Below are 21,567 nucleotides of genomic sequence, written 5' to 3' on the forward strand. Positions count from 1 at the left end.
CGCCTGAGGCGCACCGGGCGCCCGGGCGGGGGACACTCCGCCCGGGCGCCTTCCCCTAAGACCTGCGACACGCCCCGAGGGAAGGCATCCGAGGATGAAACTGGACGGATTGGTCTCCGGACTGAAGACCGGCGAGCTCATCGACGCGCTCATGGACGTGTCGGCGATCCCGAAGAAGCTGATCACCACCAAGATCACCGACCGCACCTCGATCATCACGAACCTGCAGTCGTTGAACACCTCGCTGCAGGCGCTGGTCGAGAAGGCCAAGACCGCGGCGTCCGCCACCTCGCTGGCCGCCTTCACCGCAACGTCGTCGTCCGAGAGCGTCACCGTGAACGCGGGGCCGAAAGCGAGCGCATTCTCGACGAGCATCGTCGTCGACGCCGTCGCCACCGCGCACTCGGTCGTCACCGCAGCTGCGGGCGCGGATTCCTGGGGAGGAGCGTTCACGCTGGTGGCCGCCGACGGCACCCGCACCGAGATCGCGCCCGCCGGTGCATCGCCCCACGATCTCGCCAAAGCCATCAACGCCGCGAAGGCGGGGGTGACGGCGACCGTCGTGCCCGCCGGGACGGATGCCGACGGCGCGCCGCTCTCGCGCATCCAACTGAACGCCGCAGAGACCGGTGCCGAGAACACCTTCACGCTGCACCGCGGCAACGGCGACGATCTCGACGCGGGCACCGCGATCGACCTCGGCACGGAGCCGGGAGCCGCCGTGCTGACGGCCGGTGCCGACGCCCGCATCCGCCTCTTCGCGGGGACCTCGGCCGAGCAGGTGCTGACGAGCGCGAGCAACACGATCACCGTCGGCGACGACGTCACCGTCACGGTCACGAAGCCCAGCGCCGACCCGGTCACGGTCACCGTCGCCCTCGATGCGAAGGCGCAGACGGCCACGGCCGAGGCGTTCATCAAGGAGATCGCCGGTCTCCTCACCCGCATCGACAACGGTTCGAAGGCCACGGTCGGCGCGGTGGGGGAGAAGACCACCCTCGGTGTGTTCACCGGCGACAGCACCGTGCGCAACCTCCGCACAGCCCTGGCCAACGCCGTGCAGCACCCGATCGACGGGGTCTCGCCCTCGAGCATCGGCATCTCGATCAACGAGAAGGGTGTGCTGTCGTTCGACGCCGAGAAGTTCGCCCAGGCACTCGCCGACGATCCCGAGAAGACCCAGGAGCTGTTCTCGGGCGTCGCCGGTCGCCTCGAAGGTGTGGCCGACACCTACTCCGACAAGTACGACGGTCTGCTCACGCAGCGCATCACCGGGCAGGAGTCCGAGGTCAAGACCCTCAAGACGCAGGTCGAGCGGTGGGACGTCCGTCTCGAACAGCGTCGGGCGACCCTGGAGCGCACGTACTCGCAGCTCGAGGTGCAGCTGTCGAAGCTCGAATCCCAGTCGTCGTGGCTCACCGGGCAGCTCGCCGCCCTCACCGCCACCAAGTCCTGATCGCCGAGGAGAGACAAGCGATGCCCCTGACATCTCTGGAACGCGCCAAGCAGCAGTACCTCGAGCAGCAGGTCGCCTCGGCCTCGCCCGAGCGTCTGCTCACCCTGCTGTACGACCGTCTGCTCGTCGACATCGATCGAGCCGGTGCCGCGCAGGATGTCGAGGACTGGGCGGCCGCGGGCACCCACCTCACCCACGCCCAGCAGATCGTCGCCGAGTTGAGCGGGTCGCTCACCGACGCCTGGGACGGCGCGGCCGACCTGCGCGCGGTGTACACCTACGTCACCGGTCGCCTGATCACCGCGAACATCGCCCGCGATCGGCTGGCCACGGCGGAGTGCCGCGAACTCGTCGCGCCGCTCCGCGAAGCGTGGCACCAGGCCGCAGCGGTGACCTCGGCCGCGGCTCCCGCCCCGGCATCCGCGCTGGGCTGAGTCGCATGACCGACAACCTCGCGTCGTGGCTGGCCGTGCTCGATACGTTCGAGCGGGCGCTCGATGCCGCCGACGACCAGCTCGACCCGACCTTCGAGCCGCCTCCCGGACCCGTGCCCGAAGAGCTGCGCGAACGCGCGGAGGCGGTGCTGGCGCGTCAGCAGATGATGATCCGCGGACTCACCGCCTCGCGGGCGAACGTGGCGCGTGAACTCGCCGCGCTCCGTCGGGTGCCGACGGGGTCGCCCGACGCTCCCGCCTACCTCGACGTCGAAGGATGAGCGGCGGCGGTTACGCCGACACCGCACTGTCGCGATAGTCGGCCACGAGCACGGATCGCTCGACGCAGGCCACGGATCGGCTTCTCCACCACACATCCGGGGTGCCGCCGTGCTCGAATCCGTAACCTCCTCCGCGCTGATCAGCGCGCTCGACGGTCTGGCGCTGCGCCAGCGTTCCATCGCCGAGAACATCGCGAACGTCAACACGCCGGGCTACCAGGCGAAGCGGGTGCAGTTCGAGGACGAGCTGCGTCGCGCGGTCGACGGCGGATCGGGGTCGGTCGCCGCGACCGTCGAGCGCTCGCTCGAGCCCACCCGCCTGAACGGCAACAATGTGAACCTCGACACCGAGACGCTGTCGAACATCGACACCGTGCTCCGGTTCCAGTTCGCCAGCCAGGCGATCGGCGGCCAGGCGGCCTCGATCACCAAGGCGATCGGCCAGGCATCCGCATGACCTTCGACGCGATCGGCATCGCCGGCACCGGACTGAACGTGCACCGCAAATGGCTCGACGCGCTCAGCGACAACATCGCGAACGTCAACACCGCCACACCCGCCGGTGAAGAGGCGTTCCGGGAGAAGTTCGTCACGGTGCAGGCGGGTACCGAGAGCCCGGGCGTCTTCGTCGCCGGGGTCGTCGAATCGGAGGCCGAGGCGAAGCTCGTCTACGACCCCGAGCATCCGTATGCCAACGAGGACGGGTACGTCCAGTACCCGAACGTCGAACTCGGCGACCAGATGAGCATGCTGATCCTCGCCCAGCGCGGCTACGAGGCGAACGCCGCCGTCGTCGACCGCGCCAAGACCACCTACGAGGCCGCCCTGCAGATCGGACGCAACTGATGTCGACCCCCATCGACGCGATCTCCGCCACAGGCGTCAGCCCGATGTCGGCACTCAGCTTCGAATCCGGTGCCGACGGCACCGGATCGTCCGCCTCGGCGGGCGCCTTCGCGACCTCGATGTCCGGCGCGATCGAGAACCTGCAGCAGTTGCAGTCGACCTCGAACGAGCTCGCCGTGCAGGCCGTCACCGGTGACCTGCAGGACATCCACCAGGCCATGATCGCCTCCGCCCGCGCCGGCGTGACGCTCGACCTCGTGGTCGCGATCCGTGACCGCAGCGTCTCGGCGTTCAACGAGATCATGCGGATGCAGGCCTGATCATGCCGAAGGTGATCACGAACTCCTTCGAACGCGTGAAGCTGATCGTCTCGGGCTTCAGCGTCGCTCAGCGCACGATCGCGATCATCGGCGTCGCTCTGCTGGTGATGGGGGCCGTCGCGCTCGGCGCCTGGCTCACCAAGCCGCAGATGAGCCCGCTCTTCACCGGACTCAGCGCCGGCGACGCCTCGGCGGTCGTCGACCAGCTCAAGTCGGCGGGCGTCGGCTACGAGCTCGCCGAGGGCGGCGCCACGATCCTCGTGCCCGATGACCAGGTCTACGCGCAGCGGCTGGCGGCAGCATCCGCCGGCCTCCCGGGCGACACGAGCGAGGGCTACACCCTGCTCGACAAGATGGGCGTCACCGCGAGCGAGTTCCAGCAGTCGGTGACCTACAAGCGCGCGATCGAGGGCGAGCTCGCGAGCACGATCGGCGCGATGGACGGAATCAGCACGGCGTCGGTGCAGCTGGCCATCCCCGAGGAGAGCGTGTTCGTCTCGGAGCAGCAGACCCCCACCGCATCGGTGTTCGTGAAGACCCGCAACGGGTCGACGCTCAGCGACGAGAAGATCGAGGCGATCATCCACCTCACGAGCGCGTCGGTTCCGGGCATGACGCCGGAGGACGTCGCGGTCACCGACCAGAACGGCACGGTGCTCTCGGCCGTCGGCTCGGGCGTGGCCGGCAACTCGTCGAAGCAGGCGACCGAGCACGAGGCCCGGGTGGCGGCGTCGGTGAACCGGATGCTGGAGACGATCGTCGGCCCGGGGAACGCGACCGTGACGGTCTCGGCGGACGTCGCGAACTCGACCTCCGAGCGCATGGACGAGACCTATTCCGCTCCCGAGGGCGATCTGAGCGCCTCGGAGCAGACGAAGACCGAGACCTACACCGGCGGGCAGGGCGGGGGCACCGGTGTGCTCGGCCCCGACAACATCGCGGTGCCCAACGGTGCGGACGGCGACGGCGCGTACGAGTTCGAGGAGACCTCGCGCAACAACGCCGTCAACAAGTCGACCGAGAAGACGATCACCCCCGCCGGCGAGGTGACCCGGCAGACCGTGAGCATCGCGCTCAACCGCGGCACCGTGACCGGCGTGACCGCGGCGCAGATCGAGACCCTCGTCGCCTCGGCCGCCGGCATCGACGTCGAGCGCGGCGACACGATCGCCGTCGAGTTCGTGGAGTTCGCCGGCGCCGGCGCGAACGCCGCGCAGACCGCACTGGCGGCGGCCGAGGCCGAGCAGGCCGCGCAGTTCCAGCAGGAGCTCGTGCGGTCGGCGATCATCGGCGGCTCGATCCTGCTCGCCGTGATCATCCTCGTCGTCTTCCTGTCGATCCGCCTGCGCATGAAGCGTCGCATCGCCTACACCGACGAGGGCCCGATCGAGTACCTCGCGACCCTGACCGAGAGCGAGGAGCAGAAGCTCAAGTCGCTCAAGGGTCTGCAGGACCGCGAGGCCCTGACGGCACCGCTGCTGCCGCAGGTCTCACCGACGCTGCTCGACGTCGAGGAGGAGCCCGAGCGGGAGCAGATCCTCGTCGAGCGTCGTCGCCGTGAGATCGACGACATCGCCCGCCGCGAACCCCAAGCCACCGCTACCGCGCTGGCGAGCCTGATGGACGAGTCGACCGTATGAGCATGCAGATCGAATCCCCGGATGCCCCGACCGAGCAGATCACGGAGGCCGTCGTCGCCGCGTCCGGTCAGGCGATCGCTCCGATGAGCGGACTGCGGCAGGCGGCCATCGTGCTCCTGAACATGGACCGCGAGGCGAGCGCCGAGGTGCTCCGTCTTCTCGGCGAGGACCGGTCGGAGCTGCTCGCCGCGGAGCTCACGCAGCTCGGCGGCGTCGATCTCGCCGCCACGGCCCGCGCTCTCGCCGCCTTCACCCGCATCGCGACGGGCGGATCGGTGCCCTCGCGCGGCGGGCAGGAGCTCGCGACCGGACTGCTGGAGACCGCCTTCGGCCGGGAGAAGGCGGTCGGGATGGTCGGCAGGGTGATGTCGCAGGGCGCGGTGTCGTTCGACTTCCTGAACGCGGCCGATCCCGCCCAGCTCGCCACGATCCTCGAGGGAGAGCTGCCGACCACGGTCGCGGTCGTGCTCGCGAACCTGCGGGCGGATCGTGCCGCCGCCGTGCTCGCCGCCCTGCAGGATCCGCTGCGCACCGACGTCGCGCAGGCGATCGCCACGATGGGCACCGCCACGCAGGAGGCCATCTCGATCGTCGCCGACTCCCTGCGCTCGCGCACCGGGGTCTTCGCGATGCGCGACAATCACGAGTCCATCGGCGGCGTGCAGCCCCTGGTCGAGATCATCAGCCGCTCCGACACCGCGCTCGAGAAGTCGCTGCTGGCGAGCCTCGAGGGACGCGACCTCGCCCTGGCCGAGGACATCCGCAGCCGCATGGTGACGTTCGCCGACTTCACGCGTCTCGAGGACCGGGATGCGCAGCGCGTGCTGCGCGGGATCGATCTGCGGGTCCTGGCTCTCGCTCTCAAGGGGGCGGACGAGCAGATCGCTCTCAAGGTCACGAGCAACATGACCGAGCGGAACAAGGAGAACCTCGCCGAGGAAGCACGGGTGCTCGGATCGGTGCGCGTGCGTCAGGTCGACGAGGCGCGGGCCGAGGTCGTGCGCATCATCCGCGAGCTCGAGGCGGCGGAGGAGATCACGATCTCCCGCGAGGACGAGGACGAGCTGATCGAATGACGCTCTCCGACACCGCCTTCACCCCGCTCGTCGTGCCGCGCGTGGGGGAGACCCCGACCGACGTGCGCGACGAGGCCGCTCGGGCGCGCACGCGCGGCTATGCGGAAGGGTTCGCGGAGGGGCGCCGGATCGCGCTCGACGAGGCGCGGGCGCAGCGGGCCGCCGAGGCCGAGCGGCTCCAGCAGGAGCGCGATGCGCAGGCGGTGCGGTACGAGAGCGCCCTGACCGCACTCGACGATGCGCGATCGGCGGTGGTGGATCGCGTCCGGACGACCAGCGCTCTCTCGGCGGACCGAATCGAGGAGCTCGCGGTGGAGCTCGCGGCCGCGATCCTCGGCGCGGAGCTGTCGGACCCGGCGCGCTCGGCCGCGCACGCGCTCCGCAGGGCCCTCGCCGAGATGCCCGTGGACCGGTGGACGCGCGTCGCCGTGCATCCACGGGACGGCGAGATCCTGCGCGCGGATGCGGATGCCGTGGCCGCGTTGCACGGCGTCGAGATGATCGACGATGCGTCCCTATCGCCCGGTGGCGCCATCGTGCAGATCGCCGATGGCGCGGTCGACGTGCGCGTCGCGGAGGCACTGCGTCGGGCGAGCGATGCCCTGAGCGGCGGAGACCGCGATGACGATGGCGATCGCGAGGCTCTCGCATGAGTGCGCGCACGGCGTCGTGGGAGCGCGTGCTCCAGGCCGCGCGCCCCGAGCGATCGGGCACGGTGAAGTCCGTGCTCGGCCTCGGAGCGGAGGTCGTGGGCATCGATGCCGCGGTCGGCGACCGCGTGCGGATCGACGTGGCGGACGGACGCCGCGTGGATGCCGAGGTCGTCGCCGTCGATGGCGGATCGGCGCGGTGCATGCCGCTCGGACCGCTGGACGGGATCACCGCGCGGGCCCGCGTGCTGCACACCGGCGAGCGCCTGCGCGTGCCGACCGGTCGCTCACTGCTCGGGCGGGTGCTCGACGGTCTCGGCCGCCCGATCGACGGGAAGGGGCCGCTCGGCCGCGACACCGCGTTCGCCCCGCTCGATCACGAGGCTCCGAGCATCCTGAACCGTCAGCGGATCGACCGCCAGCTCGGACTGGGCGTCCGCGTGCTCGACACGCTGACCCCGGTCGGCACGGGACAGCGCCTCGGTCTGTTCGCAGGATCGGGGGTGGGCAAGTCATCGCTGATGTCGATGATCGCCCGCGGCTCGACGGCCGACGTCACCGTGATCGCTCTGGTGGGTGAGCGCGGTCGAGAGGTGCGGGAGTTCCTCGAGGACGACCTCGGGCCCGAGGGCCTGGCGCGTTCGGTGGTGGTCGTCGCGACCTCCGACCAGCCGGCGATGGTGCGCATGCGCTCGGCGTTCGTCGCCACCCGCATCGCCGAGGGCTTCCGGGCGGAGGGGAACGACGTCGTGCTCATGATGGACTCCCTCACGCGTGTCGCGATGGCTCAGCGTGAGATCGGGCTGAGCGCAGGCGAGCCACCGGCGACCCGCGGGTATCCACCGTCGACCTTCTCCGTTCTCGCCCGCCTGCTCGAACGTGCCGGCACGGGGCCGGTCGGATCCGTCACCGGCCTGTACACCGTGCTCGTCGACGGGGACGACCACAACGAGCCGATCGCCGACGCGGCCCGCGGCATCCTCGACGGCCACGTCGTGCTCGACCGCGCCCTCGCGGTGCGCGGCCACTTCCCGGCCGTCGATGCGCTGGGGTCGATCTCGCGCGTCGTCTCGAAGATCACGACCTCCGAGCAGCGCGCGCATGCGGTGGCGCTGCGCAGCGTGCTCGCCGCGCGTCGCAGCGCGAACGACCTCATCGACATCGGTGCGTACCGGCCAGGGGCGAATCCACTGGTCGATGCCGCCCTCGCGAACGAGCAGGCCATCGCCGCGTTCCTGACGCAGCGCATGGACGATCTGACCACAACCGAGGATTCCTGGCGGCTCCTCGCCGCCCTCACCACCGAGTTCGGAGGACTGACGCCATGACGTTCCCCCTCGCCGGCCTCCTGCGCGTGCGCGATGCGCAGGAGCGCGTCGCCGCGGAGCAGTTGTCCCGCACATCATCCGCGCGGCTGCAGGCCGAGACCGCCGAACAGGGAGCGGTCGTGAGTCTCGCCGAGATCAGCGCACAGGTCGACGATGCGCCGACCCTGCTCGCGATGGCCGCGGCTCGTGCCGCCGGCCGCAGTGCCCTGAGCGACGTGCAGGCGCTCACCGAGATGCGCCGTGCCGAGGAGGCGGAGGCGAAGGCGGCCCACGTCGAGGCCCGCCGCGAGCTCCGCGGCCTCGAACGCCTCGAGGACGCCCACCGGGTCGAGAGCGCCCGGATCGCGCAGCACGCGGAGCAGACGGCTCTCGACGAGATCGCCGTCGTGCGCAGCCGGCGCGAGGAGCGCACCGCATGAGGGCGGGGATCGCCGCGGGAACGGCGTCATCCGACCCGTTCGCCGCGCTCGTCGCCGGGGGCGCGGCCCCGACCGGACGCGGGACGCCCGCGGAGACGAGGTCGTTCGGGGCCGCGCTGGAACTCGCGGAACGGATGCTCGACGCCCCCACCGGCACGGACGGATCGGTGCGCCTCGCGCCGACCGTGACGACGGAGCTCGCGGCCGCTCCGAGTGCCGGAGAGCACGCCACGGATGCGACGGAGTCGGCGCCGGACGAGACATCGGTGAGTGCGGTCCCCGTCGACGCCGTCGCGATGATCAGCGCGATGGCTCCGACTCCGGCTCCGACGCCGGCCCCGACCGCGGTTCTCGCCGATGCGCCGACGGTCACGACGTTCGCCGCCGATGATGGATCGACGCCAGGAACGACGGAGACCGCTTCCGCCTCCCGCTCCGACGCGACGGCCGACGACGGGATCGATTCCACGCTCTTCGCGCCGCCGACGTCGGCGGCGGGGGGAGAGGATGCCGATGCCCCGCTCGACCGCGCCGCAGCTCCCGCTCGCGCATCCGCGGCCCCGGCCCCCACCGTTTCCGTGCCGTCGACGGGCCCGTCGTCCGCCGCTGGGCCGGTGCACGGTGCCCCGCGGGTCATGACTGCTCCGACGACCCTCACTCCCGCGCCTGCCGCGACGCGGGTGGAGGCATCCGCTCCTCCCGCCGCTGCGCCGTCCGCACCATCGTCGACCGGGGCATCCGGGGTCACGGCGGCTGCCGCACCTGCGCCCAGCACCGTCGCAGACCCCTCGGATCGGCCCGCCGGCCCCGCGGCCGCGACGCCGTCCGCCCCGGTCGTCGCACCCGCGGCGAGCGCGTCGGCACCCGCCGTCGCGGTCGTCTCGCCGCCGGAGCCCCCGGCATCCGCCCGATCCGTCGCCACCCAGGTGTCCCCGGTCGTCGTCAACATTGCCCAGCGCCCGGCCGGCAGCCACCAACTCACGATGACGGTGAGCCCCGACACCCTCGGCCCCGTGACCGTGCGGGCGCACATCGGCCAGAACGGGGACGTGCGCGTCGAACTCGTCGGAGCGACCGACGCCGGGCGCGAAGCGCTGCGCGCGATCGTCTCCGATCTGCGTCGTGACCTCGCCGCCGTCCTGCCCCACGCGAACCTCTCGCTCACCTCGTCATCCGCATCGTCGACGGATGCCGGAGGTTCCGATCGGTTCGCGCAGCCCGGAGCCGATCCCGGCGCCGGGGGACAGGCGGGCGACAGGCGCGACAGCGGCCCCGTGGTCGCCCCGGGTCTTCGTGCCGATGCGCCCGATCGACGTTCCGTCCCGACTTCCGCCCTCGCCGTCGCCGGCGCGGGTCTCGACACCTTCGCCTGAGAGGACACCCCGTGACCGTCGACGCCGTGAGCGCACCCACCGCGATCCACACCGGAAGCACCACCGATCCCGCCGCCCGAAAGCAGGTGCTCGACGGCGAGGTCTTCCTCAAGCTGCTCGTCACCCAGCTCACCCACCAGGACCCCTCGAGTCCGATGGACACCAACGAGATGATCTCGCAGACCACGCAGCTCGCCATGATGGAGCAGCTCACGGCCCTCGCCGACAACGGCGCCGAGGCCTTCGCACTCGACATGCGCCAGGCCGCCGCCGCCCTCATCGGGCAGGAGGCGAGCTACGAGGACGCCGACGGCAAGGCCGTCACCGGCGTCGTCACGAAGGTCTCGTTCGACGGCCCCGTGCCGCAGGTGACCATCGGCGACAAGACCATCGCACTCGACGCCATCACGGGCGTCGCCACCCCGACCGCACCGACCACCTGACACACAGGAAGAGATAGAACACCATGCTCCGCTCGCTCTACTCCGGCATCTCCGGACTCCGCTCGCACCAGACCATGCTCGACGTGACCGGAAACAACATCGCCAACGTCAACACCGCGGGCTTCAAGGGCTCGTCCGTGGTCTTCCAGGACTCCCTCTCGCAGCTCATCGGCAACGCCGGCATCCCCGACGACCAGGTCGGCGGGCGCAACCCCGCGCAGGTCGGTCTCGGGGTGCAGGTCGCGGGCGTGCGCACCAACTTCGCCCAGGGTTCCGCACAGGCCACCGGGCGCGGCGGCGACCTCATGATCTCGGGCGACGGCTTCTTCGCCGTGCGCGCGGGCGGCGAGACGCTGTACACCCGTGCGGGAGGATTCTCGTTCGACCCGACCGGCAAGATGGTCACCGCGGACGGGGCGATCGTGCAGGGCTGGTCGGCGCAGAACGGCGTCGTCAACACCGGCCAGGCCGTCGGCAACATCGTGCTGCCCCTCGATGCCGTGTCGCCCGCTCGCGCCACGACCGGAGCGACGGTCACCGGGAACCTGCCCTCGACCGCCGCCGCCGGTGACGAGGTCGTGCGCGACGTCACGGTCTTCGACGCCCAGGGCACGCCGACCACGCTGAGCCTCACGTTCACCCGCACGGCCGCGGGCTGGGACGTCTCCGAGCCCGTGAGCGGCGCGACGGGCGCCCTCGCGTTCACGGACGGCAAGCAGACGGGCCCGGGGCTCACCCTCACCGCGGGCGCCGTGACCGTCGACCTCACCGCGGTCACCGGGTACGCGAGCCTGTCGACGGTCGCCGTCACCGATCAGAACGGCGCAGCAGCCGGCACGCTCAAGTCGTACAGCATCACGGGCGACGGATCGATCGTCGGCACGTTCAGCAACGGCGCGACCCAGACCCTCGGCAAGATCGCGATGGCGACGTTCGCCAACCCTGAGGGGCTCGAGAAGGCCGGCGGATCGTCGTACCGCCTGTCGGTCAACTCGGGCCCCGCGCAGATCGGCGAGGCGGGCCAGGCCGGATTCGGCAGCCTCGTCTCCGGCGCGCTCGAGATGAGCAATGTGGATCTCTCGCAGGAGTTCACGAACCTGATCGTCGCGCAGCGCGGCTTCCAGGCGAACGCCCGCATCATCACCACGAGCGACGAGGTGCTGCAGGAGCTCACCCAGCTCAAGCGCTGATCCCGCATCGCACGTGGCCCGCCCTGGTTACCCGGGGCGGGCCACGTCGCGATAGTCGGGGCTGAACCGCCTCTCACCCGACGCCCCTCGCCCGGAGACTCCTCGATGATCATCGTCACCCGCCTCGACCGCACACGGTTCGCGGTGAACCCCGATCTCATCGAGCGCGTGTACTCGTCGCCCGACACGACCCTGCACATGATCGACGGCGGGGTGTACGTGGTCGAGGAGAGCCTCGACACGGTCGTCGAGCTGATCGTCGCCTATCGTGCCCGCGTGCTCGACGCCGCCCAGGCGCTCGGCCGGAAGTCGGGGGACTGACGGTGGATCCCGCATTCCTCATCGGCGTCGTCCTCGCGTTCGGCGCTCTCGTCGCGATGATCACCATGGAGGGCGCGAGCTTCGAGGCGCTGCTCATCCCGGCACCGATGATCCTCGTGCTGGGCTCGACGATCGGCGTGGGCATCGCCAGCCACACGCTGCGCGACACGCGCCTGGCCGTGCAGAGCCTGGGCCGGATGGTGCGCGGGCCCCGCTCAACGCCCGAAGCCGTGATCCCGTTCCTCGTCGGCTACGCCGAGAAGGCCCGCGGCGACGGCCTGCTGGCCCTCGAGCAGGAGCTCGATTCGGCTCCCGACCAGTTCACCCGGCAGGCGCTCCAGGCACTCGCCGACGGGACGGATGCCGACGACCTGCGCCTCATGATGGACGACGAGATCACGGCTGCCTCGTCGCGGACGCGGATCGCCGCGAAGTTCTTCTCGTCGCTCGGCGGCTACGCGCCCACGATCGGCATCGTCGGCACGGTGGTGTCGCTGACCCACGTGCTCGAGAAGCTCGACGAGCCCGACCACCTGGGTCCGATGATCGCGGCGGCGTTCGTCGCGACGCTGTGGGGGCTCCTCTCGGCCAACTTCATCTGGAACCCGATCGCCGGGCGCCTGAACCGCATCGGGGCCGTCGAGCTCGAGCGCATGATGATCGTCAGCGAGGGGATGCTCGCCATCCAGGCCGGCAGCGCGCCGCATCTGCTGCAGGAGCGCCTCGAGGCGCTGTCGACCGTCAAGCCGAAGCGACGGGCTCCGAAGGCGACGAAGGGCGCGGAGGCGCAGGGCTCGGAGGAGGTCCTGTGAGCACGGCCCGCCGCGCGGGCGGGCGCGGCCACGAGGACGAATCGCACGACGAGCCGGACGAGCGCTGGGCCGTGTCGTACGCCGACATGGTCACGGTGCTGATGTGCCTGTTCATCGTGCTGTTCGCCGTCTCGAACGTCGACAAGACCAAGTTCGAGCTGCTGGCGAACAGCCTCGCGACCGGCTTCGGGCAGGAGGAGACGACCACGGGCGGTGCCGACATCTCCGAGGGGCTGGTGATCCCGCCGGAGATGCTCGACGAGGAGGGCGAGCCCGACCTCACCCAGCGCGCTGCGGCGGAGTACGAGTCGCTCGAGGAACTGCGGGAGCGCATGCGGGCCTCGCTCGCCGCCCAGGGGCTGCAGGACACGGTCGAGTTCGTGATCGACGACCGGGGGCTCAAGGTCGGTCTGGTCGGCGCGGAGACGTTCTTCGGCGACAACAGCACGGATCTCTCGGCCAAGGCCGACGCCGTGCTCGACGCGATCGGCGACGTGCTGACGACCGTCGACAATCAGGTGAGCGTCGAGGGGCATGCCGATCGGCGTCTCTCGGCCGCGCCCTTCCCGACGAACTGGGAGCTGTCGGGAGGTCGCGCCACGCAGGTGGCGCGCTTCCTGGTCGAGCACGAACTCGTCGGCGGTGCGCGGGTGAAGGCGACCGCGTTCTCCGACACGCGTCCGCTCGTCGAGGGCGACAGCCCGGAGGCGCTCGCGAGCAACCGACGGGTCGACATCGTCGTCGAGTCCACCGAGGAAGACCAGGTGCGGGCGTTGCTCCCCGCACTCGCCGACGCGGCCGGGAAGGGCTGAGACGTGTCCACCATCTCCGAGGAGACCGCCATGACCGCGCACGCCGTGCCGGACGACCCCGCCGGGCGCCATCCGGCGTACGACTTCGGTCGCCCCGCGCAGCTCGGGCGCGACAGCATCCGCCGGCTGGAGGCGTCGTTCGAGTCCTTCGCCCGCCTGTGGTCGTCGCAGCTGACCGCGAAGATCCGCGTGCGCACGCACCTCACCCTCGACGACGTCGAACTCGTGTCGTACGAGGAGTACGCGCAGACGCTGCCGAGCACCACGGCCATGGTCGCCGGCGCCTTCGCCGATCGCGACGAGCCGTGCGTCGTGCAGTTCGGGCTCGACAGCGCGCTGCTCTGGGTCGTGCAGATGATGGGAGGGCGCAGCACCTCCCTCCCGGATGCCCGCACGTTCACGCCGATCGAGCTCGCCCTGGTGCGCAACCTCATGGAGGGCACGTTCGAGCACCTGTCCGCGAGCCTCGGTCCGCTGCTTCCCGGCGAGCCCGTCTTCGGCGGTGTGCACTACAACCCGCAGTACCTCCAGGTCATCTCGGCGTCGGCCGCCGTGATCGTCGCCCGATACACGATGCGCCTGGGCGACACACGCACGGTCGCCTCGATCATGCTGCCGGCCTCCGCGGTCGTCGACCATCTCGCCGAGGCGGGGGCGGATGCCGCGGCGACGCGCGGCGCGGGTCATACGCGCGACCAGGTGCACAGCACTCCGCTCGAGATCACGCTGCGTCTCGCTCCGATCACGATCGGAGCGGGGGAGGTGCTCGACCTCGCCCCGGGCGATCTGCTGCGCCTGCCCCACCCCGAGACGATGCCCTACGAACTGATGGCGGGCGACACACCAATAGCGCGCGCGACGCCCGGCAGCCGCGGATCGCGCCTCGCCTGCACGATCACGACCACCCACGAGGAGAACCACTGATGAGCACCTTCCACGAGACCGCCATCGCCGCGGCGATCGCCGGCAAGCTGCCGTTCGGCTTCCCCGTCATCCCGACGCCGTCGACCGACCCCGGCGCGGTGGGAGAGGCGATCGCCGTGACCTTCACCGGCACACCGGGGGCACGGCTCGCCATCCAGGTCATCGATCCCGCGCAGCTGGAGGACGGATCGAAGAAGGCCGATCTCGCCGACCGGCTGCATCCGATCTTCGAGGCGGCGTCGATCGTGCTCGGGCCCGGGGCTCTCGGCTCCGGGGAGACCGTCGCGGCGACCGAGGTGTTCGCCGCTCCGGGTACGCAGGTGTTCGACCTGGTCGATTCGACCGGTGCGATCGCCGCGCGCGCCTCGGTGCGCATCGACGGCGACCGTACGGGCTCGGGCTCCACGGGACCGCAGCGCATCAATCGCATCGCCGGCGTCGAGATGGAGCTCGTGGTCGAGATCGGCCGCACGCGGATGCCGGTGCGCGACGTCCTCGCGCTCGAGCCGGGCAACGTGGTCGAGCTCGACCGTGCCGCGGGCTCTCCCGCCGACATCAAGCTCAACGGGCGTCTGATCGGTCATGGCACCGTGGTCGTGGCCGACGGCGACTTCGCGATCCGCGTCGAACGCATCCTCGACGGCGCCGAGAGCGTCTGAACATGGACGACGTCCTCGTCGCGCTGCGGATGATCGTGGCCCTGGCCGCGGTGCTCGGGTTGCTGCTGTTCCTCAGCCGACGTCTGCAGAAGGCCGGTGCGAAGGGCGGAAGCCCGCTGGACGGACTCCTGCCGAAGAAGCTCGGGCGGCTGTCCGTGCTCCGTCCGCCGCGATCCTCGGCGTCGAAGTCCGCGCGGCCGCGTCCCGAGAAGATCACCGTCGTCGCCCGCACAGGGATCGGTGCCAAGGCGCAGCTGGTGGTGGCCGAGTTCGGGGGCATCCGCTACGTGCTCGGCGTCACCGAGGGCGGTGTGAGCGTGGTCGACACGCAGGAGGCTCCGGCCGAGATCGACGAGACGATCGACGACGAGACGATCGACGACGAGCGCGGCGACGACACGGAGCGCCCGCCGCTCACCTCCGTCGCCTGATCGGCGTGCTCGCCCCTTCGCGCGGTTACGCGGGAGAACCCCTGTCGCGATAGTCGCGTGTGAGCACGGATCGCTCGTCCCCCTGGCTACGGATCGGCCACGACACCCATCTTCGGAGTGCCGCCGTGCCCGCATCAGCCCTCGCCGCCGCGCCGATGGCGCACGCGCGGCGAGCCCGCGGTCGGATCGGGGTCCTCGCCGCCGTCGTCCTCGTGCTCGTGGCGGTGTTCGTGCTCTGGGGCGCCGCGGGCGCCCACGCCGCGGCATCCGTCGTCCCCGCACAGTCGGGAGACGGCGAGGGAGTGACGATCAACGGCATCAACGGCACGCCGTCCGACAGCATCGTGACGCTGCTCGGCATCACGGTGCTCAGCGTGGCACCCGCGCTGCTGCTGATGATGTCGAGCTTCACGAAGATCTTCGTGGTGCTCGCCCTCACCCGCAACGCCCTGTCGCTGCCGTCGATCCCGCCGAACCAGGTGCTCGCCGGCCTCAGCCTCTTCCTGACCCTGTTCATCATGTGGCCGGTGCTCACCGACATCAACACGGTCGCCGTCGCGCCGTTCACCGAGGGGCAGATCGACTTCGGCCGGGCGTTCGAACTCGCCCAGGAACCGCTGCGGCAGTGGATGCTCGCCTACACGCGTGAAGAGGACATCGCGCTGATGCACCGCGCCGCGCAGATGGACAACCCCAGCGACCCGTCCAGCATCCCCCTGCAGACGCTCGTGCCCGCATTCATGCTCAGCGAGCTGCGCGCGGCCTTCCTCATCGGCTTCATCATCTTCGTGCCGTTCCTCGTCATCGACCTCGTCGTCGCGAGCGCCCTGATGTCGATGGGCATGATGATGCTCCCGCCCGTCATGATCTCGCTGCCGTTCAAGATCCTGCTGTTCCTGCTCATCGACGGGTGGGGGATGGTCATCACCGCCCTCGTGCAGTCCTACGCCGGAGGTGGGGGATGAATCCCGAAGCGGTCATCGACATCGGCCAGGCGGCGCTCATCCTCGCGGCGAAGCTGTGCGCCCCGCTCCTGATCACGGCACTCGTGGTCGGCTTCGCGATCTCGTTGCTGCAGTCCATCACCCAGGTGCAGGAGATGACGATCTCCTTCGTGCCCAAGCTCGTGGCGGTCGGAATCGCGCTGCTGGTGAGCGGGCACTGGATGATCTCCGAGATGATCGCGTTCTCGAACGAGCTGTTCGCACGCATACCGTCGCTGCTGAACGGCGGCTGATGCACATCCCGATCGATTTCACCTGGCTCGAGGCGACGGCTCTGGCCTGTGTGCGGATCACGGCGTTCCTCGTGATCGCGCCCCCGTTCAGCCACGGCACGGTGCCGATGCGCATTCGCGCCATGCTCGGCGCAGGTCTCGCGCTGGCGGTGTCACCGGTCGTCACCGCGGGTTACGAGCGTCTGGACACCGGAGGATTCCTGCTCGCACTGGTCGGGCAGGCCCTCACGGGCGCGCTTCTCGGCTTCCTCGTGATGGTGCTCTTCAGCGCGATCCAGAGCTCCGGCTACCTCGTCGACACCTTCGGCGGCTTCCAGCTCGCGCAGGCCTTCGACCCCGGCATGGCCGTGAACGGCGCCCAGTTCACCCGCCTGTTCCAGATGACCGCGATCGTGCTGCTGTTCGCCTCCGACGGCTACCAGCTCGTTCTCGGCGGACTCTTCCGCTCGTTCGACGCGGTGCCGGTCACGGGGATGATCGATCTCGCCCATCCCGCCGAAGCGCTCGTGGGGGCGGCGGGGCAGATGATGCTCAGCGCCGTGCAGATCGCCGGCCCCCTGCTGATCGTGCTCTTCCTCGCCGATGTCGGACTCGGCCTCGTGACCCGCGTCGCCCCGGCCCTCAACGCCTTCGCGATGGGCTTCCCGATCAAGATCGGGCTCACCCTCCTGCTCGTGGGCTTCGTGTACGCGGCGCTCCCCGGCGTGGTCGCGGCGATCGCCGACGACGCCGCCCGGCTGCTCCTGGAGGTGACCCGATGAGCGAGACCGATACCGGAGAACGCACCGAGAAGGCGACCGATCGTCGCCTGAAGGAGGCGCGGAAGAAGGGCCAGATCGGTCGCAGCCAGGACTTCACGGCCTGGGTCTGCATCGCGGCGGCGGCGATCATGTCGCTCCCGGCGATCGCCTCGGCGACCCAGGTGCTCACCGAGCTCTTCCTGCGGGTGGCGCCGGTGGCGGGTCATCCGACCGCCGACGCCGCGGTCGAGGTGCTGGGGGCGGCGTTGACGTCGATGGGCGGCATCCTGCTGCCGATGCTGGTCGTCGTGCTGCTCGCGACGACCGCGACCGCCGTCGCACAGGGCGGCATCCACCTGCGCGGTGTGACGATGCGCACCGAGCAGTTCAACCTCGTCACCGGGCTGAAGCGCGTCGTCGGACGGCAGGCGCTCTGGGAGGGTGCGAAGGCGCTGCTCAAGACGACGGCCATCGGTCTCGCGCTGTGGATCGTGGTGTCCGGCCTGGTCCCCGTGCTCATGGCCAGCGGCAGCCACAACATCACCTGGCTCCTCGAGCAGGCGGCCGGGGGAGTGATGGCCCTCCTGCAGGTCGCCGTCGTCGTCGGCATCCTGCTCGCCGCCATCGACGTCGCCGTCGTGCTGCGCCGCAACCGCAAGCACACGCACATGACGAAGAAGGAGGCGAAGGACGAGCACAAGAAGAGCGAGGGCGACCCGCTCGTGCGTTCGCAGCGGCGATCGCGCCAGATCGCCCTCAGTCGCAACCGCATGATCGCGGCGGTCGGCGACAGCGACGTCGTGCTCGTCAACCCCACCCACGTCGCCGTCGCGCTGCGGTACGAGCCCGGGAAGTCCGCCCCGCGCGTCGTCGCGAAGGGCGTCGGCATCGTGGCGCAGAAGATCCGCGAGCGGGCCGAGGAGTCGGGGGTGCCGCTGGTGCGTGACATCCCGCTCGCCCGCGCCCTGCATGCGGCCTGCGAGATCGGCCGCGAGATCCCCGAGGAGCTCTACACCGCGGTGGCCCAGGTGCTGGCGTTCATCGAGCACCTCAAGCGGCGCGGCTCGGCGCGCGGTACCCACACCATGCCGTTCGCGAGCACCCGCGACCGCGGGCTCTGACCCGAACCCCAGACACGGAAAACGAGAAGGTAGGACGCATGATCGGTCAGCTGCTGTCGAAGGGAGCCGTCCCCGTCGGGGTGGTCGGGATCATCCTCCTGCTCATCGTGCCGATCCCGACGCCACTGCTCGACGTGCTCATCGTCGTGAACATCTCGTTCGCGCTCCTGATCCTGCTCACGGCCATGTTCGTGAAGAAGCCGCTGGACTTCTCGGTGTTCCCGAGCCTGCTGCTCGTCGCCACGCTGTTCCGCCTCGGACTCAACGTGGCGTCCACGCGCCTGGTGCTCAGTGAGGCGCACGCGGGCCAGGTGATCCAGGCGTTCGGGCAGATCACGATCAGCGGTTCGCTCGTGATCGGTGCGGTGATCTTCCTGATCCTCACCGTCATCCAATTCGTGGTGGTCACCAAGGGCGCGGAGCGCGTCGCGGAGGTCGGCGCGCGCTTCACCCTCGACGCGATGCCCGGCAAGCAGATGGCGATCGACGCCGACCTCAACGCCGGGCTCATCACCGACGCCGAGGCGCGCAGGCGCCGGGCCGAGGTCGCCGCGGAGGCCGACTTCTACGGGGCGATGGACGGCGCGTCGAAGTTCGTCAAGGGCGATGCCATCGCCGGCATCGTGATCGTCGTCATCAACTTCGTCGGCGGCATCATCATCGGGATGGCGCAGCACGGCATGGAGATGGGGGAGGCGCTCGAGACGTACAGCATCCTGACCATCGGCGACGGGCTCGTGACGCAGATCCCCGCGCTGCTGATGGCGGTGTCGACGGGCATGATCGTCACGCGTGAGAACGTCGAGGCAGAGATGGGGCAGGCCGCGGCGCGACAGCTGCTGCAGTCGCGCAACGCGCTCGTCATCACCGGGCTGGCGGCGGTCGCGATGGGATTCATCCCCGGGATGCCGCTGCTCGTGTTCGCGAGCATCGGCGCCGTGCTGCTCTTCGCCGCGTCGCGCGTGAAGGCGAGCGAGGATCGGGATGCCGCGCGCGAGGCCGATGCGCTGGAGCGGGAAGCCGCCGAGGCCGGTGCGGAGGGACCGGACGACCTCATGGACCGGATGCGGGTGCACGCGCTCGAGATCTCGCTCTCCACCGACATCGTCGACCTCGCCGCCGGTGGCTCGGGGGATCTGCTCACCCGGGTCAAGTCCCTCCGTCGCAAGCTCGCCCTCGACATCGGCATCCTCATGCCTCCCGTGCGCACCCGCGACAACATCGATCTGCCGGCGCAGACCTACGCGATCCTCATCGCCGGTGTCGAGGTCGGTCGCGGAGCCGTGCCCCGCGGTCACGTGCTGGCGATCGGCACGGGGCTCGAGCAGCTCCCCGGCGAGGCCGTGGTCGACCCGGTGTTCGGGCTCGAGGGCAAGTGGGTGCCGGCCGAGATGTCGCACGCGGCCGACATGGCGGGGGCGACGGTGATCGATCGCGCGAGCGTCATCATCACCCACCTGTCCGACATCGTGCAGAGTCAGGCGCACCGCCTCCTCTCGCTCGAAGACGTGCGCCAACTGACCGAGCACCTGAAGCAGACGAGCCCCACGACGGTCGAGGAGCTCACTCCCGCGGTGCTCTCGCTGGCGGCGATCCAGCGCGTGCTCGCCGGACTGCTGGCGGAGCGCGTGCCGATCAACGACCTCGCGCGCATCTACGAGGCGCTCGTGCTCCGGGGAAAGACGTCGACCGAGATCCCCGGACTCATCGATGCCGCCCGTGCGGCGCTCGGACCCGCGATCGCCGCACGTTTCGCCGAGGACGGGCGCATCCGGGTCGTCATGTTCGATCCCATGCTGGAGCAGCAGATGCTCGAGGGAATGCGCGTCGTCGACGGCAATCCCCAGATCGTTCTCACGCCGGAGGCGACGCTGCAGGTGCTCGAAAGCGTGCGCCGCACGGTGTCGGAGCTCACGCAGGCGGGGCCCGAACCGGTGCTCGTCTGCGCGCCGTCGCTGCGTCAGGCCGTGCGGCGGATGCTCGCACCGCAGGTCGAGTCTCTCCCCGTGCTCTCCTACGACGAGGCCGGGGCGGCGGGTCACGCGACCGACGTCGTCGGGGTCGTGCGCATCGCTCCGTCCGCTCTCCCCAGCGCGGCGGGCTGATCTGCAGATTCCGCTCGTTTACGAGGGCATGTACTACCTTGGGGAAGAGGATGGCGCGAGTGCGCCGCAGCCAGGGAAGGCGGACGGACATGCTGGTTCTGACGAGGCGCGCGAACGAGAGCATCGTGATCGGCGACGACATCACGGTGACGATCCTGGCGGTCACCCCGAGCGGCGTCCGGGTCGGGATCGACGCCCCTCGCGACACCCGCATCAACCGTGCGGAGATCGTGCTCGCGGTCGGCGATGCCAACCAGCAGGCGGTGCAGACCGCGGGTGACGAGTCGGCGGAGAGCGCGCTCCTCGGTGCCCTGCGACGCTTGAGTGGAGCTTCCTGACGGGTGTCAATGGGGAGTTCTCCCCATCCGTGTCGAGTTACTCGCCTCCGCGATGTCGCGATAGTCGTAGATGTGACGGGGATTCCCGTCATCGACGACCCGACCCGACGAGGTGACGCCCTGTGGCCGCTCACGACCTGAGCATGCACCTGCTGCGCGAGCGCGAGCTGCTCGAGACGCTGCTGTTCAAACTGGACGAGCAGCAGATGCTGCTCGCGACCGGCCGCAACCGGTGGATCCGGCACGCGTCGACCGAGATCGAGCGCGTGCTCGCCGCCATGCCGACCGTCGCGCTCTCGCGTGATGCACTCGTCGTGGCCGTGGCCGACGAGTGGGGTGCACCCGAGGCGACGACTCTGCGGCAGCTGATCGCCGCGGCGCCCTCCGACGGATGGCGGGAGGTGCTCGAGGGTCACCTCTCCGCGATGACCGCGCTGGCCGAGGAGATCGAGCAGATGAAGCAGGTCAACGAGCAGCGTCTGCGCACGGCGATCCGCGTGACCCAGGAGACCATCGCCGGGCTCGGCGAGCCGACCGGCGAGTACACGCCCAGCGGCGACGTCGTCCGCGGCGGCGACGCCCGACTTCTCGACACCCGGATGTGAGGTGAC

27 protein-coding genes are annotated in these 21,567 nt (G+C 70.4%); all 27 read left to right on the plus strand.

Annotated elements, in window-relative coordinates; genetic code table 11:
* Positions 1-94: 94 nt before the first annotated feature.
* The 27 genes from fliD to KZC52_RS01595 all read left to right on the plus strand — a co-directional run bounded on the left by fliD (position 95) and on the right by KZC52_RS01595 (position 21,561).
* On the plus strand, positions 95-1,456 hold the full coding sequence (fliD, locus tag KZC52_RS01465; protein WP_247622299.1) for a flagellar filament capping protein FliD: 1,362 nt from the start codon (positions 95-97) through the stop codon (positions 1,454-1,456).
* Between the two features lie 20 nt (positions 1,457-1,476).
* Complete coding sequence (gene fliS, locus KZC52_RS01470) at positions 1,477-1,890, plus strand: flagellar export chaperone FliS (protein WP_308194245.1); 414 nt, start codon at positions 1,477-1,479, stop codon at positions 1,888-1,890.
* A gap of 5 nt (positions 1,891-1,895) precedes the next feature.
* Positions 1,896-2,171 (plus strand): hypothetical protein, encoded by a 276-nt coding sequence (locus KZC52_RS01475; protein ID WP_247622300.1) that lies wholly within the window; start codon positions 1,896-1,898, stop codon positions 2,169-2,171.
* 109 nt (positions 2,172-2,280) lie between these two features.
* The gene (locus KZC52_RS01480) at positions 2,281-2,628 is read left to right on the plus strand and encodes a flagellar basal body rod protein FlgB (RefSeq protein ID WP_247622301.1); all 348 of its coding nucleotides are present in this window, start codon (positions 2,281-2,283) and stop codon (positions 2,626-2,628) included.
* Positions 2,625-3,017, plus strand: coding sequence for a flagellar basal body rod protein FlgC (locus tag KZC52_RS01485; RefSeq protein WP_247622302.1), 393 nt, complete (start codon positions 2,625-2,627; stop codon positions 3,015-3,017). The genes KZC52_RS01480 and KZC52_RS01485 overlap by 4 nt, the downstream gene beginning before the upstream one ends.
* A 44-nt stretch (positions 3,018-3,061) precedes the next feature.
* Positions 3,062-3,337 carry a flagellar hook-basal body complex protein FliE gene (gene fliE / locus KZC52_RS01490; protein WP_247624683.1) on the plus strand — a complete coding sequence of 92 codons (276 nt, stop codon included), beginning with the start codon at positions 3,062-3,064 and terminating at the stop codon, positions 3,335-3,337.
* A gap of 2 nt (positions 3,338-3,339) precedes the next feature.
* Positions 3,340-4,977 (plus strand): flagellar basal-body MS-ring/collar protein FliF, encoded by a 1,638-nt coding sequence (gene fliF, locus KZC52_RS01495; RefSeq protein ID WP_247622303.1) that lies wholly within the window; start codon positions 3,340-3,342, stop codon positions 4,975-4,977.
* Positions 4,974-6,053 carry a flagellar motor switch protein FliG gene (locus tag KZC52_RS01500; RefSeq protein WP_247622304.1) on the plus strand — a complete coding sequence of 360 codons (1,080 nt, stop codon included), beginning with the start codon at positions 4,974-4,976 and terminating at the stop codon, positions 6,051-6,053. The genes fliF and KZC52_RS01500 overlap by 4 nt, the downstream gene beginning before the upstream one ends.
* Positions 6,050-6,706 (plus strand): FliH/SctL family protein, encoded by a 657-nt coding sequence (locus KZC52_RS01505; protein WP_247622305.1) that lies wholly within the window; start codon positions 6,050-6,052, stop codon positions 6,704-6,706. Before KZC52_RS01500 ends, KZC52_RS01505 begins: the two co-directional genes overlap by 4 nt.
* On the plus strand, positions 6,703-8,031 hold the full coding sequence (locus KZC52_RS01510) for a FliI/YscN family ATPase (RefSeq protein WP_247622306.1): 1,329 nt from the start codon (positions 6,703-6,705) through the stop codon (positions 8,029-8,031). Before KZC52_RS01505 ends, KZC52_RS01510 begins: the two co-directional genes overlap by 4 nt.
* Positions 8,028-8,450, plus strand: a complete 423-nt coding sequence (locus KZC52_RS01515; RefSeq protein WP_247622307.1) for a hypothetical protein — start codon at positions 8,028-8,030, stop codon at positions 8,448-8,450. The genes KZC52_RS01510 and KZC52_RS01515 overlap by 4 nt, the downstream gene beginning before the upstream one ends.
* Positions 8,447-9,823 carry a flagellar hook-length control protein FliK gene (locus tag KZC52_RS01520; protein ID WP_247622308.1) on the plus strand — a complete coding sequence of 459 codons (1,377 nt, stop codon included), beginning with the start codon at positions 8,447-8,449 and terminating at the stop codon, positions 9,821-9,823. Before KZC52_RS01515 ends, KZC52_RS01520 begins: the two co-directional genes overlap by 4 nt.
* An 11-nt stretch (positions 9,824-9,834) precedes the next feature.
* The gene (locus KZC52_RS01525) at positions 9,835-10,266 is read left to right on the plus strand and encodes a flagellar hook capping FlgD N-terminal domain-containing protein (RefSeq protein WP_247622309.1); all 432 of its coding nucleotides are present in this window, start codon (positions 9,835-9,837) and stop codon (positions 10,264-10,266) included.
* Between the two features lie 23 nt (positions 10,267-10,289).
* On the plus strand, positions 10,290-11,456 hold the full coding sequence (locus tag KZC52_RS01530; protein ID WP_247622310.1) for a flagellar hook protein FlgE: 1,167 nt from the start codon (positions 10,290-10,292) through the stop codon (positions 11,454-11,456).
* Positions 11,457-11,561: 105 nt separating this feature from the next.
* Positions 11,562-11,777: a flagellar FlbD family protein gene (locus tag KZC52_RS01535; RefSeq protein ID WP_247622311.1), complete on the plus strand. Its 216-nt coding sequence runs from the start codon at positions 11,562-11,564 to the stop codon at positions 11,775-11,777.
* 2 nt (positions 11,778-11,779) lie between these two features.
* Positions 11,780-12,589: a motility protein A gene (locus KZC52_RS01540; protein WP_247622312.1), complete on the plus strand. Its 810-nt coding sequence runs from the start codon at positions 11,780-11,782 to the stop codon at positions 12,587-12,589.
* Positions 12,586-13,401: an OmpA/MotB family protein gene (locus KZC52_RS01545; protein WP_247622313.1), complete on the plus strand. Its 816-nt coding sequence runs from the start codon at positions 12,586-12,588 to the stop codon at positions 13,399-13,401. The genes KZC52_RS01540 and KZC52_RS01545 overlap by 4 nt, the downstream gene beginning before the upstream one ends.
* A gap of 3 nt (positions 13,402-13,404) precedes the next feature.
* Positions 13,405-14,325, plus strand: a complete 921-nt coding sequence (locus KZC52_RS01550) for a flagellar motor switch protein FliM (protein ID WP_247622314.1) — start codon at positions 13,405-13,407, stop codon at positions 14,323-14,325.
* Positions 14,325-14,984 carry a FliM/FliN family flagellar motor switch protein gene (locus KZC52_RS01555; protein WP_247622315.1) on the plus strand — a complete coding sequence of 220 codons (660 nt, stop codon included), beginning with the start codon at positions 14,325-14,327 and terminating at the stop codon, positions 14,982-14,984. The genes KZC52_RS01550 and KZC52_RS01555 overlap by 1 nt, the downstream gene beginning before the upstream one ends.
* Positions 14,985-14,986: 2 nt before the next feature.
* Positions 14,987-15,415 carry a flagellar biosynthetic protein FliO gene (locus KZC52_RS01560; RefSeq protein WP_247622316.1) on the plus strand — a complete coding sequence of 143 codons (429 nt, stop codon included), beginning with the start codon at positions 14,987-14,989 and terminating at the stop codon, positions 15,413-15,415.
* A gap of 155 nt (positions 15,416-15,570) precedes the next feature.
* Positions 15,571-16,380 carry a flagellar type III secretion system pore protein FliP gene (fliP, locus tag KZC52_RS01565; RefSeq protein ID WP_247624684.1) on the plus strand — a complete coding sequence of 270 codons (810 nt, stop codon included), beginning with the start codon at positions 15,571-15,573 and terminating at the stop codon, positions 16,378-16,380.
* Positions 16,377-16,652: a flagellar biosynthesis protein FliQ gene (fliQ, locus tag KZC52_RS01570; RefSeq protein ID WP_247622317.1), complete on the plus strand. Its 276-nt coding sequence runs from the start codon at positions 16,377-16,379 to the stop codon at positions 16,650-16,652. Before fliP ends, fliQ begins: the two co-directional genes overlap by 4 nt.
* Entirely contained in the window at positions 16,652-17,413 is a 762-nt protein-coding gene (locus tag KZC52_RS01575; RefSeq protein WP_247622318.1) for a flagellar biosynthetic protein FliR, read from the plus strand. The genes fliQ and KZC52_RS01575 overlap by 1 nt, the downstream gene beginning before the upstream one ends.
* A complete protein-coding gene (locus KZC52_RS01580; RefSeq protein WP_247622319.1) occupies positions 17,410-18,513 on the plus strand; it encodes an EscU/YscU/HrcU family type III secretion system export apparatus switch protein in 1,104 nt (367 codons plus the stop codon). The genes KZC52_RS01575 and KZC52_RS01580 overlap by 4 nt, the downstream gene beginning before the upstream one ends.
* Before the next feature lie 38 nt (positions 18,514-18,551).
* Positions 18,552-20,618, plus strand: coding sequence for a flagellar biosynthesis protein FlhA (locus tag KZC52_RS01585; RefSeq protein WP_247622320.1), 2,067 nt, complete (start codon positions 18,552-18,554; stop codon positions 20,616-20,618).
* Between the two features lie 89 nt (positions 20,619-20,707).
* Entirely contained in the window at positions 20,708-20,956 is a 249-nt protein-coding gene (gene csrA, locus KZC52_RS01590) for a carbon storage regulator CsrA (RefSeq protein ID WP_247622321.1), read from the plus strand.
* Between the two features lie 122 nt (positions 20,957-21,078).
* Entirely contained in the window at positions 21,079-21,561 is a 483-nt protein-coding gene (locus KZC52_RS01595; protein WP_247622322.1) for a flagellar protein FlgN, read from the plus strand.
* The last annotated feature ends 6 nt before the right edge of the window (positions 21,562-21,567 follow it).

Origin of the sequence: Microbacterium galbinum (genome assembly GCF_023091225.1) — a bacterium.
GTDB classification, from domain to species: domain Bacteria; phylum Actinomycetota; class Actinomycetes; order Actinomycetales; family Microbacteriaceae; genus Microbacterium; species Microbacterium galbinum.

Excerpts from the sequence above, each read along its gene's own strand:
- fliD (WP_247622299.1), top strand. The coding sequence starts at position 95 with ATGAAACTGGACGGATTGGTCTCCGGACTGAAGACCGGCGAGCTCATC.
- fliS (WP_308194245.1), top strand. The coding sequence starts at position 1,477 with ATGCCCCTGACATCTCTGGAACGCGCCAAGCAGCAGTACCTCGAGCAG.
- KZC52_RS01475 (WP_247622300.1), top strand. The coding sequence starts at position 1,896 with ATGACCGACAACCTCGCGTCGTGGCTGGCCGTGCTCGATACGTTCGAG.
- KZC52_RS01485 (WP_247622302.1), top strand. The coding sequence starts at position 2,625 with ATGACCTTCGACGCGATCGGCATCGCCGGCACCGGACTGAACGTGCAC.
- fliE (WP_247624683.1), top strand. The coding sequence starts at position 3,062 with ATGTCGGCACTCAGCTTCGAATCCGGTGCCGACGGCACCGGATCGTCC.
- fliF (WP_247622303.1), top strand. The coding sequence starts at position 3,340 with ATGCCGAAGGTGATCACGAACTCCTTCGAACGCGTGAAGCTGATCGTC.
- KZC52_RS01500 (WP_247622304.1), top strand. The coding sequence starts at position 4,974 with ATGAGCATGCAGATCGAATCCCCGGATGCCCCGACCGAGCAGATCACG.
- KZC52_RS01505 (WP_247622305.1), top strand. The coding sequence starts at position 6,050 with ATGACGCTCTCCGACACCGCCTTCACCCCGCTCGTCGTGCCGCGCGTG.
- KZC52_RS01510 (WP_247622306.1), top strand. The coding sequence starts at position 6,703 with ATGAGTGCGCGCACGGCGTCGTGGGAGCGCGTGCTCCAGGCCGCGCGC.
- KZC52_RS01515 (WP_247622307.1), top strand. The coding sequence starts at position 8,028 with ATGACGTTCCCCCTCGCCGGCCTCCTGCGCGTGCGCGATGCGCAGGAG.
- KZC52_RS01520 (WP_247622308.1), top strand. The coding sequence starts at position 8,447 with ATGAGGGCGGGGATCGCCGCGGGAACGGCGTCATCCGACCCGTTCGCC.
- KZC52_RS01530 (WP_247622310.1), top strand. The coding sequence starts at position 10,290 with ATGCTCCGCTCGCTCTACTCCGGCATCTCCGGACTCCGCTCGCACCAG.
- KZC52_RS01535 (WP_247622311.1), top strand. The coding sequence starts at position 11,562 with ATGATCATCGTCACCCGCCTCGACCGCACACGGTTCGCGGTGAACCCC.
- KZC52_RS01555 (WP_247622315.1), top strand. The coding sequence starts at position 14,325 with ATGAGCACCTTCCACGAGACCGCCATCGCCGCGGCGATCGCCGGCAAG.
- KZC52_RS01560 (WP_247622316.1), top strand. The coding sequence starts at position 14,987 with ATGGACGACGTCCTCGTCGCGCTGCGGATGATCGTGGCCCTGGCCGCG.
- fliP (WP_247624684.1), top strand. The coding sequence starts at position 15,571 with ATGGCGCACGCGCGGCGAGCCCGCGGTCGGATCGGGGTCCTCGCCGCC.
- fliQ (WP_247622317.1), top strand. The coding sequence starts at position 16,377 with ATGAATCCCGAAGCGGTCATCGACATCGGCCAGGCGGCGCTCATCCTC.
- KZC52_RS01575 (WP_247622318.1), top strand. The coding sequence starts at position 16,652 with ATGCACATCCCGATCGATTTCACCTGGCTCGAGGCGACGGCTCTGGCC.
- KZC52_RS01580 (WP_247622319.1), top strand. The coding sequence starts at position 17,410 with ATGAGCGAGACCGATACCGGAGAACGCACCGAGAAGGCGACCGATCGT.
- KZC52_RS01585 (WP_247622320.1), top strand. The coding sequence starts at position 18,552 with ATGATCGGTCAGCTGCTGTCGAAGGGAGCCGTCCCCGTCGGGGTGGTC.
- csrA (WP_247622321.1), top strand. The coding sequence starts at position 20,708 with ATGCTGGTTCTGACGAGGCGCGCGAACGAGAGCATCGTGATCGGCGAC.